Here is a 14,376-nt window from a genome sequence, read left to right on the forward strand (position 1 = left end):
GGGCCGCGGTGCACGAGCACCGCGGCCCCGCCGACGGGGAGGTCACGCGCCCGAGGACTTCTCGGCGGCCTCGGCCTCGGTGGTGGCGCCGGCCGTGCTGAGCGTGCCGCCCGCCGTCTCCAGGTGGGCCCGGACGAACCACTGGAACTGCTCCAGGTCCCGCAGCTGCTCGATCAGCAGATCCTCGGTGGCGGGGTCGATGGCACCCACCTTCTTGATGGCGGCCCGTACGTCCTGGATGACGCCGGTGTAGACGAGGTCCAGGGCGCCGAGGTGGGCGATGGCATCGGCGCGGCCCACGCTGTAGTCCTCCCACGTGCGCTCCTTGACCAGGGCGCCGGGGGTGCCGTGCGCGACGCCGCCCAGGGCGGCCAGGCGCTCGGCCGCGTCGTCGGCCAGGTCGCGGACCCGGTCGACCTGCGGGTCGAGCATCTGATGCACGGCGATGAAGTGCGGGCCGACCACGTTCCAGTGCACGTGCTTCAACGTGAGGTGGAGATCGTTGAGCGCGTGCAGACGCTGCTGCAGCAGCTCGATGACCGTGCCGGCCTCCCGCACCGTGATGCCAGGGACGGTGTACTTGGGGGTGGCCTCGGAAGTCAACGGAATGCCTCCTGTCTCGTATGTCCTGTACGGGTTTGTGTCCTGTACTGGCTTATGTCCACCTGGTGCCCCAGGTGGACACCGCTACACCCGCCACTGCCCGGACGGCCGGAACGAGGGACTAGTCGTTGGCCATCAGGCCGGCGCGGAGCTTGCCCACGACGCGGGTGATCAGCCGGGAGACGTGCATCTGCGAGTAGCCCAGCTCGTCGGCGATTTGCTGCTGGGTCTGCTCCTCGACGAAGCGCAGATGGATGAGCGTGCGGTCCCGTTCGTCGAGGTCCGCGATCAGCGGGGCGAGGGAGTGGAAGTTCTCGACGAGCTCGAAGGACCGCTCGTCGACGCCGATGAAGTCGGCGAGCATCGTGTCTGACTCGTCGTCGGCGCCGTTGACCGCGGCGTTCAGGGAGATGGCGTTGTAGCCGTTGGAGGCCTTCTGCGCCTCGGCGACCTCGGAGGGCTCGAGCTGCATCAGCTCCGCCAGCTCGGCCGTGGAGGGCAGGCGGCCCAGGCGGGTGCGCAACTCCTCGGTGGCCTTGGACAGTTCGAGGCGGGCCTCCTGAAGGCGGCGCGGCACGTGCACGGCCCAGGAGGTGTCGCGGAAGAACCGCTTGATCTCACCGGTGATGTACGGGACGGCGAAGGAGGTGAACTCGACTTCACGGGTCAGCTCGAAACGGTCGATCGCCTTGATCAGGCCGATGGTGCCGACCTGGATGATGTCTTCCATCTCCTGCTGGCCCCGGTGCTTGAACCGGGAGGCCGCGTAGTGCACGAGGGAGAGGTTCATCTCGATCAGGACGTTGCGCACGTACTGGTACTCGTGCGTGCCCTCCTCGAGCTGCGTGAGGCGGTCGAAGAAACGCTTGCCGACCTCCCGCGCGTCCCTCGGCGCGATGGAGGAGGGGTCCGTGTACGCGCGTTCAACGAGGTCGTCCTCGGTCTTGGTGGCCGACTCCTGCGTCTGCTCCTGCGCCGCGGTGATCATGCGTTCCGCTCCTTGTTAAGTTCGAAACTTCCTTCGGCGTCGGGCCGTGTACCCCACCGATCGCCACCCACACACACTCATTTCCGAACGAAAGAAGTCTCGCCGTGGGGATGTTTGCCGGGCGGCTCGGCGGTCAACCGGAGTGACAGCACACGAAGTCGATGCCAAGGAGCGTGAGCGGCCATGACCGCCAACGAGAAGGCCAAGGCGAAGACCGAGCAGGTCACCGGTGCCGCGAAGGAAGCCGCCGGACGCGCCGTGGGCAACGAACGGCTCACCGGCGAAGGCCGGGCCCAGCAGATGAAGGGCGACGCACGTCAGGCCAAGGAGAAGACGAAGGACATCGGCAAGCACTGATCACGCATCGCGCTGTTGGGGCGGCCCCGTCTGACGGGGCCGCCCCTTCTGTTGTCCCCGGGGTCCTTTCTGTTGTCCCCGGGGACTTCGGCTCGTCCGATACCAACTGGCCAACAGTCGTAAGAATGTTCTGACAAATCCATTGACGCTGCCGCGCGCCCGCCGCTAGAACTCCCCCAGCCGCATTCGGGCGGCCGGGAGAAGAGGTGGTCCCACCATGCGTAGTCCCACCACGCGTAGTCCCATCACGCGTCGTCCCCTCACGGGTACAGCGCGCACGGCAGCAGCTCTCGTAGCGGTGATCGCGCTCGCGGCCGGGTGCAGCGGCTCCGGCGGCAAGGACGACGAGGACAAGTCGGGCGACGGCAACGGAGGCGGCAAAGGCGTCGACACGCCCCGCCTCAAGATCGCGATGGTCACGCACTCCGGCGAGGGCGACACCTTCTGGGACATCGTCCAGAGCGGCGCCAAGCAGGCGGCCCGCAAGGACAACGTCGAGTTCCTCTACTCCAACGACAAGGAGGCCAAGGGACAGGCCGAGCTGGTCCAGTCGGCGATCGACAAGAAGGTCGACGGCATCGTCGTGACCCTGGCCAAGCCCGAGGCGATGAAGGCGGTCCTCGGCAAGGCCGAGGCCGCCGGGATACCGGTCGTCACGATCAACTCCGGCGGCGAGTTCTCCGCCGAGTTCGGCGCCCTGAGCCACATCGGCCAGGACGAGTCCGTGGCGGGCGAGGCAGTCGGTGACGAGCTGACGAAGCGCGGCAAGAAGAAGGTGCTCTGCGTCATCCACGAACAGGGCAACGTCTCCCTGGAGCAGCGCTGCGCGGGCGTCAAGAAGACCCTCAAGGGATCGGTCGAGAATCTCAACGTCGAGGGCACCAACGCGCCGAACGCCCAGTCCTCCATCAGCGCGAAACTCCAGGCGGCCAAGGACATCGACGCGGTGGTCACCCTCGGCGCGCCCATCGCCGCCCTTTCGGTGAAGGCCAAGGAGGACTCCGGAAGCAAGGCCGAGGTCGCCACCTTCGACCTGAACGCCGAGGTCGTCAAGCGCCTCAAGGCCAAGGAGGTCGGCTTCGCCGTGGACCAGCAGCCCTACCTCCAGGGCTACCTCGCCATCGACGAGCTGTGGCTCTACAAGACCAACGCGAACGTGCTGGGCGGCGGCAAGCCCGTCCTCACCGGACCCGCGATCGTCACCGAGAAGGACGTACCGAAGCTGGAGAAGTACACCGCCCGCGGCACCCGATGAACACATGCGTGATCCGCGTGGTCGATACTTGGGCGGCTGGGGCCGGGGATCCGGACCGGCCTCACCGAGGAGCAGAGCTAGAAGGGCACGGCGTCGTGGCAAGGGTTCAGACAGGGGTACGTGCGGTGGGCGCCGTGCTGGTCGCGGTGCTCGGGGTATCCCTCGCGGGGTGCAGCAGCACCGGTGGCAAGCGGGCCGAGGACGCCCGCAAGGCGGCAACGGCACACGGCAAGGCCGCGGTGAGCACGCCGAGGTGGACGTTCGGCATGGTGACCCACTCGGGTGACGGCGACACGTTCTGGGACATCGTCCAGGAAGGCGCCGAAGAGGCGGCCCGCAAGGACAACATCAAGTTCCTCTACTCCCACAACGCCGAGGCCCAGCAGCAGGCCCAGCTCGTGGACTCGTACATCGACAAGAAGGTCGACGGCATCATCGTCAGCCTCGCCAAGCCCGACGCGATGAAGGGTGCCCTGGCCCGTGCGAAGAAGGCCGGCATCCCGGTGATCACCGTGAACTCGGGCTCCGCCGAGTCCAAGGCGTTCGGCGCGCTCACCCACATCGGCCAGGACGAGACGATCGCGGGCGAGGCCGTCGGCGAGGAGCTCAACAAGCGCGGCAAGAAGAAGGCGCTCTGCATCCTGCACGAGCAGGGCAACGTCGGTCACGAGCAGCGCTGCGAGGGCGCCGAGAAAACCTTCGACGGAAAGATGCAGAACCTGTACGTGACCGGCACGAACATGCCCGACGTGCAGTCCTCCATCGAGGCCAGGCTCCAGTCCGACAAGTCCGTCGACGCGGTCGTCACGCTCGGCGCGCCCTTCGCGGACACCGCGGTGAAGGCCGCCGACAGCGCGGGCAGCAAGGCCGAGGTGGACACCTTCGACCTGAACGAGAAGGTCGCGGCGGGCCTGAAGGACGGCACGCTCGGGTTCGCCGTCGACCAGCAGCCCTACCTCCAGGGCTACGAGGCCGTGGACCTGCTCTGGCTCTACAAGTACAACGACGACGTGCTCGGCGGCGGCAAGCCGGTGCTCACCGGGCCGCAGATCGTCACCAAGGAGCAGGCCGCCAAGCTGGAGGAATACGCGAAGCGAGGGACCCGATGACCGCCACAGCCCCGGCGCCCGCGCCATCCCCGGGCTCTCCGGACACGAAGACGGACGAGCGCCTCCTGAAGGCCTCGCCGCTGAAGAAGCTGATGGGCCGCCCCGAGCTCGGCTCCGTCGTCGGCGCCATCGCCGTCTTCATCTTCTTCTCGGTCGCCGCGGACAGCTTCCTGCAGGCCACCAGCCTCGCCACGGTGCTGTACGCGGCGTCGACCCTCGGCATCATGGCGGTGCCGGTGGCGCTCCTGATGATCGGCGGCGAGTTCGACCTGTCGGCGGGCGTCATGGTGACGACCTCCGCGCTCATCTCGTCGATGTTCAGCTACCAGATGACGGCGAACGTCTGGGTCGGCGTGCTCGTCTCGCTGATCGTCACCCTCGCGATCGGCGTCTTCAACGGTGTGATGCTGACGCGCACCGACCCGCCGAGCTTCATCATCACGCTCGGCACGTTCCTGATGCTGACCGGCATGAACCTCGGCTTCACCAAGCTGATCAGCGGCACGGTCTCCACGAAGTCGATCGCCGACATGGAGGGCTTCACCTCCGCCAAGGACGTCTTCGCCTCGACGATCACCATCGGCGGCGTCGACTTCAAGATCACGATCCTGTGGTGGCTCGGCCTGATCGCGGTCGCCACCTGGGTCCTGCTCCGCACCCGCGTCGGCAACTGGATCTTCGCGGTCGGCGGCGGCGAGGAGGCGGCCCGCGCGGTCGGCGTCCCGGTCGCCGCGACCAAGATCGGCCTCTATATGGGCGTCGCCTTCGGCGCCTGGGTCTCCGGCCAGCACCTGCTCTTCTCGTACGACGTCGTCCAGTCCGGCGAAGGCGTCGGCAACGAACTGATCTACATCATCGCGGCCGTCATCGGCGGCTGTCTGATCACCGGCGGCTACGGCTCCGCGGTCGGCGCGGCCGTGGGCGCCCTCATCTTCGGCATGGTCAGCAAGGGCATCGTGTTCGCCGAGTGGAACCCGGACTGGTTCAAGTTCTTCCTCGGAGTGATGCTGCTCCTGGCGACCCTGCTCAACCACTGGGTCCGCAAGCGCGCGGAGGCGACGAAGTGACCACCGACTCGATTGACGTCACCGACGCGGTACCGGGCCCTGATCCCGACCGTACGCCGCTCGTCGAGCTCGACGACGTCAGTAAGTACTACGGCAACATCCGCGCCCTCGAAGGCGTCTCCCTGGAGGTCCACGCCGGCGAGATCTCCTGCGTCCTCGGCGACAACGGCGCGGGCAAGTCGACCCTCATCAAGATCATCGCGGGCCTGCACCAGCACGACGCCGGGTCCTTCCGGATCGACGGCGAGGACGCGAAGCTCGGCACGCCGCGCGACGCGCTGAACCACGGCATCGCCACGGTCTACCAGGACCTCGCCGTGGTCCCGCTCATGCCGGTCTGGCGCAACTTCTTCCTCGGCTCCGAGCCGACGAAGGGCGCGGGCCCCTTCAAGCGCCTCGACGTCGACCTGATGCGCGAGACGACCCGCGCGGAGCTGCTCCGCATGGGCATCGACCTGCGCGACGTCGACCAGCCCATCGGCACCCTGTCGGGCGGTGAGCGCCAGTGCGTGGCGATCGCGCGCGCCGTCTACTTCGGCGCCAAGGTCCTGGTCCTCGACGAGCCGACGGCGGCGCTCGGCGTCAAGCAGTCGGGCGTCGTCCTGAAGTACGTCGCGGCGGCGCGGGACGCGGGCCTCGGAGTGGTCTTGATCACCCACAACCCGCACCACGCCTACCTGGTCGGCAACCGCTTCGTCCTCCTGAAGCGCGGCACGATGTTCGGCAGCTACGCGCGTGACGAGGTCACCCTGGACGAACTGACCCGCCAGATGGCGGGCGGCAGCGAACTGGACGACCTGCGTCACGAACTGGAGAAGCGCTGAGCAGCGCCCCGTAAGGGGCGCGGGGAACTGCGCGCTCAGCCCATGGAATGCCGCAGTCGCGTCTGCTCGGTCACCCGGCAAACGCGACTGCGGCTTCTTTGTGGCTTGTCGCGCAGTTCCCCGCGCCCCTTACGGGGCGCACCCCGGAGCTACCGGCGCCCCGGGGGTCCGTCGTGCGCGCCCCCGCGAGAGTGAGGCAGAATCGCCGCAATGAGCACCTACCGCGATCTCGCGCACCGCGGCTCCGCCCGAGCCACCGTCCTGCGGACCGTGGGCACGCGTGAGCGCCGATCACATCTGACGGCGCCCCGTGTGCCCACCGTCGGCATCGACATCGGCGGCACGAAGGTGATGGCGGGCGTCGTCGACGCCGACGGCAACATCCTGGAGACGCTCCGCACGGAGACCCCGGACAAGTCCAAGAGCCCCAAGGTCGTCGAGGACACCATCGTCGAGCTGGTCCTCGACCTCTCCGACCGGCACGACGTGCACGCGGTGGGCATCGGCGCGGCGGGCTGGGTGGACGCGGACCGCAACCGCGTCCTGTTCGCCCCGCACCTGTCCTGGCGCAACGAACCCCTGCGCGACCGCATCTCCGGCCGCCTCGCTGTGCCCGTGCTCGTCGACAACGACGCGAACACCGCCGCCTGGGCGGAATGGCGCTTCGGCGCGGCCCGCGGCGAGGACCACCTGGTCATGATCACGCTCGGCACCGGCATCGGCGGCGCGATCCTGGAGGACGGCCAGGTCAAGCGCGGCAAGTTCGGTGTGGCCGGGGAGTTCGGCCATATGCAGGTCGTCCCCGGCGGCCACCGCTGCCCGTGCGGCAACCGCGGCTGCTGGGAGCAGTACAGCTCCGGCAACGCGCTTGTCCGGGAGGCCCGCGAGCTCGCCGCCGCCGACTCACCGGTCGCGTACGGGATCATCGAGCGGGTAAAGGGCAACATCCCCGACATCACGGGCCCCCTGATCACGGAGCTGGCCCGCGACGGCGACGCGATGTGCGTCGAGCTCCTCCAGGACATCGGCCAGTGGCTGGGCGTCGGCATCGCGAACCTCGCGGCGGCACTCGACCCGTCCTGCTTCGTGATCGGCGGCGGCGTGTCGGCCGCCGACGACCTCTTGATCGGCCCGGCCCGCGACGCCTTCCGCCGCCAGCTGACCGGTCGCGGCTACCGGCCCGAGGCCCGTATCGCCCGCGCCCAGCTGGGTCCGGAGGCGGGCATGGTGGGCGCGGCCGACCTGGCCCGCCTGGTGGCTCGCCGCTTCCGCCGCGCCAACCGACGCCGGGTGGAGCGCCACGAACGGTACGAGCGGTACGTGGAAGCGCGCCGCACCAACGACCGCACCTCTCAGGGAACCCAGTAAACAGATGACCGTCCCCCGCCAGCCCTCGTCCCCGGACTCCGCGGACTCCCCGGACACCGCCGACGAGGGTGGCCGCCCCCGCGAGGGCCGCCGCCACATGCTCCGCCGCCGCTGGCTGACGGCCACGATCATCGTGCTCCTGATCGGCGTACCGGCCGGCTATCTGGTGATCTCCGCGAACCAGAGCCGCAACAGCGGCCGCGACAAGGAGGCCAAGTACTCCGCGACCGGCCTCACCGCGGGCTGGCCCTCCAAGGTGCAGCGCCGTCTCTACGACGTGCCCATCCCGTACTACTCGCGTGAAGTCGCCTACTACGAGACGAACAACTGGCGCACCAGCCGCCTGTACGCCCAGTTCCTGACGAGCAACGAGGGCCTGGACAAGTTCCTCAAGCAGATCGGCACGAGCACCGAGGCGCTGGAGAAGAACGACATCACCATCAGCAAGCGCGACCGCAAGGTGGTCGGCTGGCAGTTCACGGACCCGGGTCCCTGGCTGGGCCTGACCCATGTGCAGAAGGACCCGGTGCCGACCCTGGACGTGGTGGTGAACCGCGTCAACGCGGAGCACCCGATGGTCTATGTAGTGTCTACGACAACCCCGTAACTGGCGTGTTTCATCGGTGAGTTGACCGAAGGACGGCTCGTACGATGGCGCCCATGATCTCCAGAGAGACGTCCGAAGAGGCATCCGAAGAGGAGTACGACAGACGCCGGCGCGCGCAGTGGCTCGCGGGGGAGGCGCGCGCGGACGGGGTGGCACGCAGGGACATGCTGCGGCTGCTCGCGGCGGCGGGGGCCGCGGTGACGCTGCCGGTGTCGCTGGGCGCACCCCGGGCGCGGGCGGCAGGGAGCGCTGTCGCACCCGGCATCGTGAAGTCGCTCCCCGCGGACCGCTTCACCATCCGCGGCACGAACGCGGAGACGAAGTTCGAGGCGCTCGCGGGGACGGGCCACCACACCCCCGCATCGCACTTCTTCGTGCGCAACCACACGGCGACGCCACGCCTGGACGCGAAGACATGGAGCCTGCGGATCTGGGGCGACGGCCTCAGAGGCGGCGGCACGGACTTCACGCTCGCGGACCTCGAACGCCTCCCGTCGACGACACGCACCGCCTTCGTCGAATGCGCGGGCAACGGCAGAAGCTTCTTCACGACCCAACAGGGCCAACCGGCCTCAGGCACGGCCTGGACCCTGGGAGCCATCGGCAACGCGCGCTGGCGCGGGGTGCGTCTCTCCGAGGTCCTGCGCCGGGCAGGGGTCTCGCGCCACGCGGTGGACGTGCTGCCCAGGGGCCTGGACGCGGAGTACGTCACGGACGACGGCACGAACCTGGGCCGGGTCCGGCGCCCGCTGCCGCTCGCCAAGGCGATGGACGACGTGATCCTGGCGTACGAGATGAACGGCGCCCCGCTCCCCGCGGACCACGGCTACCCGGTGAGGGTCCTGGTCCCGGCGTGGGTGGGCATCGCGTCGATCAAATGGGTGGGCGACATCGAGGTCTCGCGCACACCCCTCTACTCCCCCTGGAACACGCAGTTCTACCGCCTGTTCGGCGACGCGTACCCCCCGGAGGGCAGCGCCCCCCTGACCCACCAAACCCTGAAGTCCGCCTTCGAACTCCCCTGGAACGCAAGCCTCCAGGCATCCACGACCCACCACCTCACCGGCCGCTCATGGTCGGCTTGGGGCGCGATCACCCGCGTGGACATCAGCACGGACGAGGGCCGCACCTGGCGCCCGGCCCACCTCAAGGACACCCCTCACCGCGCCACATGGACCCGCTGGACCACCCCCTGGCACCCGAGAACCCCCGGCCCGACCACCATCCTGGCCCGAGCGACGGACACCACGGGCCACACCCAGCCGAAAACGACGGAACACAACACGCAGGGCTACCTGTTCGACGGGGTGGTGCGGCACGCGGTGAGGGTGGTATGAGAACGGAACGCTGATCAGACAACCGAGGGAGCATCGCGGGTGCGCGTCCTGATATCGCCGTCCTACGGCAGTCCTGAGACGCGTCGGCACTGGGCCGACACTCTCGCGGAGCAGGTGGACTTCACCGACGCCCGCTACGCCGATGCGCTCACCGCTCCCCAGCGGGAGACGCTCTTGGAACTTCATCCGCAAGGCGCTGCCCGGTTCTGGGGCGCTACGCCCAGCCACGACAAGAAGATGCAGGGCGTCGATACCGGGGATGTGGTGCTCTTCACGGGAGAGAGCCGTGTGCGGGCAGTCGGCGAAGTAGGGGCAGTCTTCCGGAACCGTGATCTGGCCGACCGTTTGTGGCCCCCGTCCCGGGACGGCAAGAGCTGGCACACCGTCTACTCGCTGCTGGATCTCACCGACGCCGCCATTCCGCGTACGTCGACCTCAACCTGGCGATCGGCTACAAGCCGGCTCACAACTTCCCCGGCCAAATGGTGCTCAAGGACGAAAAGGCACGCTCGGTACTCGAAGAGTTCATGATCACTCCGGGGACGGAGTGGAGCCGGGGGGCGTTGGACGTCACGCCGCGCGTCGACGAACAAGTCCGGCGGACCATCCGCATCGCCGCGCTGGAGGAGCAGCGCACCCGACGGACCTCGTTCAGTCGAAGCAAGCGCCTTGTAGTCGTGAATCGCCACGAGTCGAGCCTCGTGAGCGAGTTCAGGCAGCACCTCCTGGCCGAGGGGCGCACAGCGGTTCGCTTCTACTGCCCTGGCGGCATCAGCGATCTCTACGTGACCGATGACAGCGGGTCCGAACTGATAGAAGCCAAGAGCAACGCGGGTCACGCATACGTCCGTGAGGCATTGGGTCAGTTGCTGGACTACGCACCGCACAGTCCGCAGGGGGCAGACCGCCTCAGCGCACTGTTCCCGGACCGCCCGGCCACGGGGGACGTCGCTTTGCTCCATCGCTACGGAGTCGATTGCGTCCACCGCGTGGCTCGGGGAGTCTTCGAGAAGTCGTCGGCACCGAAGGAGTGCCGGGATCGAATGCGTGAGATGTGGTCGGAGTGAAGCCGGTGAGTACGGCGCCGAGGCGACTAAGCGGTGTCCTTCGTGCGTCCGGCTTGGCGCAGCACCAGAGGCGTCACCACGGTGGTGTGGAAGCGGTCGACCGCGGAGTCCACACTGCGGATGAAGCCGGACTCCGCGTTCCCTCGCGTGTTTCCCACACTCTTGGAGAGTGACAGCCGGAAGCCGGTGATCCGCTGGGATCCCGTCGGGAGTAGATCGCCGGGTTCGGGACGCAGTCGCTCCAGCGTGCCACGCGGTCCCGTGCCCTCACCCTCAAGGAGGGTCTGGACATGCAGGTCCGCAGGCGCCTCACTGAGCTGCTTCATCAGACGCTTTACCCATGTGAGCGGGTATCCCTGGTCCGGTGCCGGGATCTCGAGGGACGTCCTCAGCTTGCCCAGTCGCAGATCGGCGCTGATGGCCAGAACACCGGGCGCCCCGTCGACACGCACCTCGGCATGCAATCGCCCGTCCTCGCACAGGCGGTCCGCCAACTCCGCGCGGCGTGACTGAAAGTCGGTTCCGCGCTTGACGCGCTGCATGGGTACGACCTTCGCGCCGAGTTCGCCGCCAAGCCGCAGACAGACCTGTCTGATCAGGCGCTCCCAGCTCTCCACGACGAGTACGGTGCGCGGATCGCCGGGGCAGAGCGTCTCGTCGTCGATGCCCTTGCGCACGGGAACCCACGCCGGCCCCATGTTCTGGAAGCCATGGCACCCGGAGTTCTCATGCTGGAGATAGTGGAGCAGCTCCTGCAACAGCCACGCGTGGGCCTGATGCCGTACTCCTTCGTGGCGAATCAACATCTGGGCCTGATGCGCCACTTCGGCCCAGGAGAGGTGCCAGAGCGCGACCTTGTGTTTGCGGCGTCCGTCGATCTTGACGTCGACGAGTGGGCTTCCCTCCAGGGCTACGTCGTTGGAGATGGTGATGACGGCTTCATACCCACGTCGGGCGGCGATGTCCATGTAGTCCTGGATCTGTTCGGCCCTGAGAGAGTTGCCGTTGGTCTTGGTCTCCACCAGAGCCGTCCACAGCCTCCCCGCACGCTCGACGCGAACGACGCCGTCCGGGCGCTTCGGATGCTCCCCGTGCGGGAGAGTGACCTCCGTGAAAGTCTCCATACGGCCAGCCGGGGCCCCGAAGGCGGCGGTGAGACGACGCCCGAACTCGGGAACCTGAGTCATCACGGACAGCAGGATCGACGTGGCCCTCGTCTCGCGCTCCTTGTCGCTCTTCAGTGACGCGGCGGGGAACAGCCGCGCGGCCCGCCATGATTCGTTCTCCGCCAAGGAGGGCTTCGGGGCCTTGGGAAGCGTGACCTTCTTCTTGGCCGTACGGAGACGGCGCACGGGGACAGACGCGGGTGATTCCGGTGTGGGATCAGGTGCGGCCATCGGTTCTTCAGCGGTCGGAGCAGCTTCGGCCGTCGTCTGCGGGGCAGCGGATTCCACCGCCTCGCCCACCGTCTCGGCTGGGGCTTCCTGCTCGTCGTCCTCGTCGATCTCGATGCCGTAGTCGGTGGCCAATCCCGCGAGGCCCGTGTCGTAGCCCTGCCCTACGGCCCGGAACTTCCACTCGTCGTTGCGCCGGTAGATCTCACCGAAGACGAACGCGCTCTCCACGCTCGCGTCCGTGATGGCGAAGCGGAGTACGGCGTCACCGGATCCGTCCGTCAGGGTGAGGCGCAGGTTCTCCAACTCGCCGAACTGAGCCCGCTGATGACGGCTCGCGGCGATGACGATGCTGTCGACATCGGCCGGGAGAGCACTGAGGTCCAGCTGGATTCGGTCCTCGTTGCCGTTCTCCGTCGGGGTCAGCCCCAGAAGCTGGACGCTGCCGTCCGCCGCGGCCGGGTTGTTGTAGAAGAAAAAGTCGTCGTTGCTGCGAACCTTCCCTTTTTCGCTCAGCAGCAGTACGGATACATCGGCATCGCCGTGACCGGTCGGACTGCTCCAGCTCAGGCTGATGATGACAGAGTCTGCGTTGTCGCTGAGAGCGGACAGAGACGCATTCGCGCCTTTGACGATTTCACGCAAGGCGATCCCCCCACGGGATGGTAAGGCTGTAAGGCCGCAGCCGAACTGCCTGTGTTGGCACGAGATGAAGCTCTCCCCAAGAGCTTGCGGCGAAGCCTACCCGCCTTGGATGTGCCACCCAGCCTGAATGGGAAGAATGGAGAACCAGCAACTTGCCCGCGTCAGGTGTCGTCCGACGCGGGCTGCAAGGTGCTGATCACCCCAGGGTGTATCAGCGCTCCGTCGGGGCCAGTGAGGGGTGGCCGTGAAGCGCTCGTAGAACCTGAAGAGGTCGTCGTTGTTGTCCTGTTGCCGTATGGGGCATGTGTAGCCCTGCCTGTTTTATATTCCTCTTCCGGGATTTGATGCACTCGGCCAGGTGGCTGCATCACCGCGAAGTCCGAGAGGGGAATTCGGCAAGTGGCAGAGGATTCCCGTCAGGGATCCGCATCGAGTCGCAAGGAATAGAGTCATTCAAAGTTCCCGGAGCATTTAGCGTGGGAAGTTCTCAGCGCTCGTCTTGCGTTACGACGGTGAAATACCCGCCGCGTTCTACTCTGCCCGCACTCCCTCGTACACCGCCGCAGCCACCCCCAAGTCCTCCCAGGCCATCCCCGCCGACTTGAAGAGCCGGGGTCGGTCCTCGGGGAGTTGCACCTCGCCCCGGATCAACTCGTCCAAGGTCCGCAGCTTCTTCATGTCGAAGGCGCCCGTGGCCGTCGCGAGGACGATGTCGCCGCACTCCCGCAGTGCGACCTCGTGGGACTCCGCCACCACCACCGCGCGGGCCGGCAGGTCCTCGTCGACCTCGCGTGCGTCCGGTTCGTGGGATCCCACCGCGGCCACCGTCGCGTGGGCCTTGAGCAGTGTGCTGTCGAAGAGTGGCTCGCGGGACGTCGTGCAGCAGCAGATCACGTCGGCGTTCGCGACGTCCGCCGGGGTCGCGGGTGCCGCCGAGAGCCCCGCCTCGCGGCATCGGTCGACGAAGGCCGTCACGCGCTCGGGGTTGCGCGCCACCACGTCCACATGGGTCAGTGTCGGGCGTACCGCGCGGACCGCCTCCACATGGCCCCAGGCCTGGGGGCCGGTGCCGAAGACCAGGAGGCGGTCGGCCTCCGGGACCGCCAGGTGGTTGATCGCCGCGCCGGACACCGCGGGGGTCCGCAGGGAGGTCAGCGCGATGCCGTCCAGGAGGGCCAGGGGCGTGTGGGTCGTGCCGTCCAGGAGGAGGTACAGGCCCTGGACTCGGGGGAGACCGCGGGACGTGTTCTCCGGGGTGACCGTGGCGATCTTCACCCCGGTGTACGCCCTCGTGGAGGACGGCATCAGCAGCAGTTGGCCGCCCGGTACGTCCACCACCCCCCGCGGCGGCTCCGCCTCCGGGTCCAGGCCCGCCTTGAGCACGGCTTCCACCGCCTCGATCGCCGCGGACATCGGGACGGACCGGGCCATCGCCTCGGCATCGATGTAGGGCGGGGCCTCACTCATGGCTGGTTCCTTTCGGGTGCGGGCAGTTCAGGAGTATCTGCTCGCATTTGTCGCGCGCAATCCCGTCACGCGAACAACCGTCCCGGCGAGTGCTTGCGCACCCTCTCACTGTCAGTCCAATGCGGACATGTGTGTCCAAGTTCTGGGCCATGGGGCGGGAGGGCGTATGGAGGGTTGGTGACTCGCCGGGGCCCTCCGATGGCACCCGGCACGGCGTGTGGCGAGCAACGAAGGAACGTGGCGGTCCAAGGGGCGTAGTCGGCTTGCTCCGCCCCTCGTCTGCGCCTC

13 protein-coding genes are annotated in these 14,376 nt (G+C 67.9%); 9 read left to right on the forward strand and 4 right to left on the reverse strand.

What is annotated here, in order from left to right:
* Nucleotides 1-42: 42 nt before the first annotated feature.
* Both dps and ACWGIH_RS32800 read right to left on the reverse strand, forming a co-directional pair.
* Entirely contained in the window at nucleotides 43-603 is a 561-nt protein-coding gene (dps, locus tag ACWGIH_RS32795; protein ID WP_453451478.1) for a DNA starvation/stationary phase protection protein Dps, read from the reverse strand.
* A gap of 121 nt (nucleotides 604-724) precedes the next feature.
* On the reverse strand, nucleotides 725-1,591 hold the full coding sequence (locus tag ACWGIH_RS32800; protein WP_453451477.1) for a SigB/SigF/SigG family RNA polymerase sigma factor: 867 nt from the start codon (nucleotides 1,589-1,591) through the stop codon (nucleotides 725-727).
* 183 nt (nucleotides 1,592-1,774) lie between these two features.
* On the opposite strand from ACWGIH_RS32800, the gene ACWGIH_RS32805 reads away from it, so the two are divergent.
* From ACWGIH_RS32805 to ACWGIH_RS32845, 9 genes are all read left to right on the forward strand, one after another.
* Nucleotides 1,775-1,948 carry a CsbD family protein gene (locus tag ACWGIH_RS32805; RefSeq protein ID WP_453451476.1) on the forward strand — a complete coding sequence of 58 codons (174 nt, stop codon included), beginning with the start codon at nucleotides 1,775-1,777 and terminating at the stop codon, nucleotides 1,946-1,948.
* A 217-nt stretch (nucleotides 1,949-2,165) separates the two neighbouring features.
* The gene (locus tag ACWGIH_RS32810) at nucleotides 2,166-3,203 is read left to right on the forward strand and encodes a sugar ABC transporter substrate-binding protein (protein ID WP_453451475.1); all 1,038 of its coding nucleotides are present in this window, start codon (nucleotides 2,166-2,168) and stop codon (nucleotides 3,201-3,203) included.
* 95 nt (nucleotides 3,204-3,298) lie between these two features.
* Complete coding sequence (locus ACWGIH_RS32815) at nucleotides 3,299-4,312, forward strand: sugar ABC transporter substrate-binding protein (protein WP_453451474.1); 1,014 nt, start codon at nucleotides 3,299-3,301, stop codon at nucleotides 4,310-4,312.
* Nucleotides 4,309-5,379, forward strand: a complete 1,071-nt coding sequence (locus tag ACWGIH_RS32820; RefSeq protein WP_453451473.1) for an ABC transporter permease — start codon at nucleotides 4,309-4,311, stop codon at nucleotides 5,377-5,379. Before ACWGIH_RS32815 ends, ACWGIH_RS32820 begins: the two co-directional genes overlap by 4 nt.
* Entirely contained in the window at nucleotides 5,376-6,203 is an 828-nt protein-coding gene (locus ACWGIH_RS32825) for an ATP-binding cassette domain-containing protein (RefSeq protein ID WP_453451471.1), read from the forward strand. Before ACWGIH_RS32820 ends, ACWGIH_RS32825 begins: the two co-directional genes overlap by 4 nt.
* Before the next feature lie 210 nt (nucleotides 6,204-6,413).
* Nucleotides 6,414-7,571: an ROK family glucokinase gene (locus ACWGIH_RS32830; RefSeq protein WP_160508012.1), complete on the forward strand. Its 1,158-nt coding sequence runs from the start codon at nucleotides 6,414-6,416 to the stop codon at nucleotides 7,569-7,571.
* A gap of 4 nt (nucleotides 7,572-7,575) precedes the next feature.
* Nucleotides 7,576-8,178, forward strand: a complete 603-nt coding sequence (locus ACWGIH_RS32835; RefSeq protein ID WP_453451470.1) for a sugar kinase — start codon at nucleotides 7,576-7,578, stop codon at nucleotides 8,176-8,178.
* A gap of 53 nt (nucleotides 8,179-8,231) precedes the next feature.
* The gene (locus ACWGIH_RS32840) at nucleotides 8,232-9,515 is read left to right on the forward strand and encodes a sulfite oxidase (protein ID WP_453451469.1); all 1,284 of its coding nucleotides are present in this window, start codon (nucleotides 8,232-8,234) and stop codon (nucleotides 9,513-9,515) included.
* Nucleotides 9,516-9,997: 482 nt separating this feature from the next.
* The gene (locus ACWGIH_RS32845; protein ID WP_453451467.1) at nucleotides 9,998-10,582 is read left to right on the forward strand and encodes a hypothetical protein; all 585 of its coding nucleotides are present in this window, start codon (nucleotides 9,998-10,000) and stop codon (nucleotides 10,580-10,582) included.
* Between the two features lie 26 nt (nucleotides 10,583-10,608).
* On the opposite strand, the gene ACWGIH_RS32850 is transcribed toward ACWGIH_RS32845, so the two are convergent.
* Together ACWGIH_RS32850 and ACWGIH_RS32855 are read right to left on the reverse strand one after the other, a co-directional pair.
* Nucleotides 10,609-12,612 (reverse strand): TerD family protein, encoded by a 2,004-nt coding sequence (locus ACWGIH_RS32850; RefSeq protein ID WP_453451481.1) that lies wholly within the window; start codon nucleotides 12,610-12,612, stop codon nucleotides 10,609-10,611.
* 540 nt (nucleotides 12,613-13,152) lie between these two features.
* Nucleotides 13,153-14,088 carry an ornithine cyclodeaminase family protein gene (locus ACWGIH_RS32855; protein WP_453451466.1) on the reverse strand — a complete coding sequence of 312 codons (936 nt, stop codon included), beginning with the start codon at nucleotides 14,086-14,088 and terminating at the stop codon, nucleotides 13,153-13,155.
* Nucleotides 14,089-14,376: the final 288 nt, after the last annotated feature.

The sequence above is a fragment of the Streptomyces sp. NPDC054872 genome (assembly GCF_053610705.1).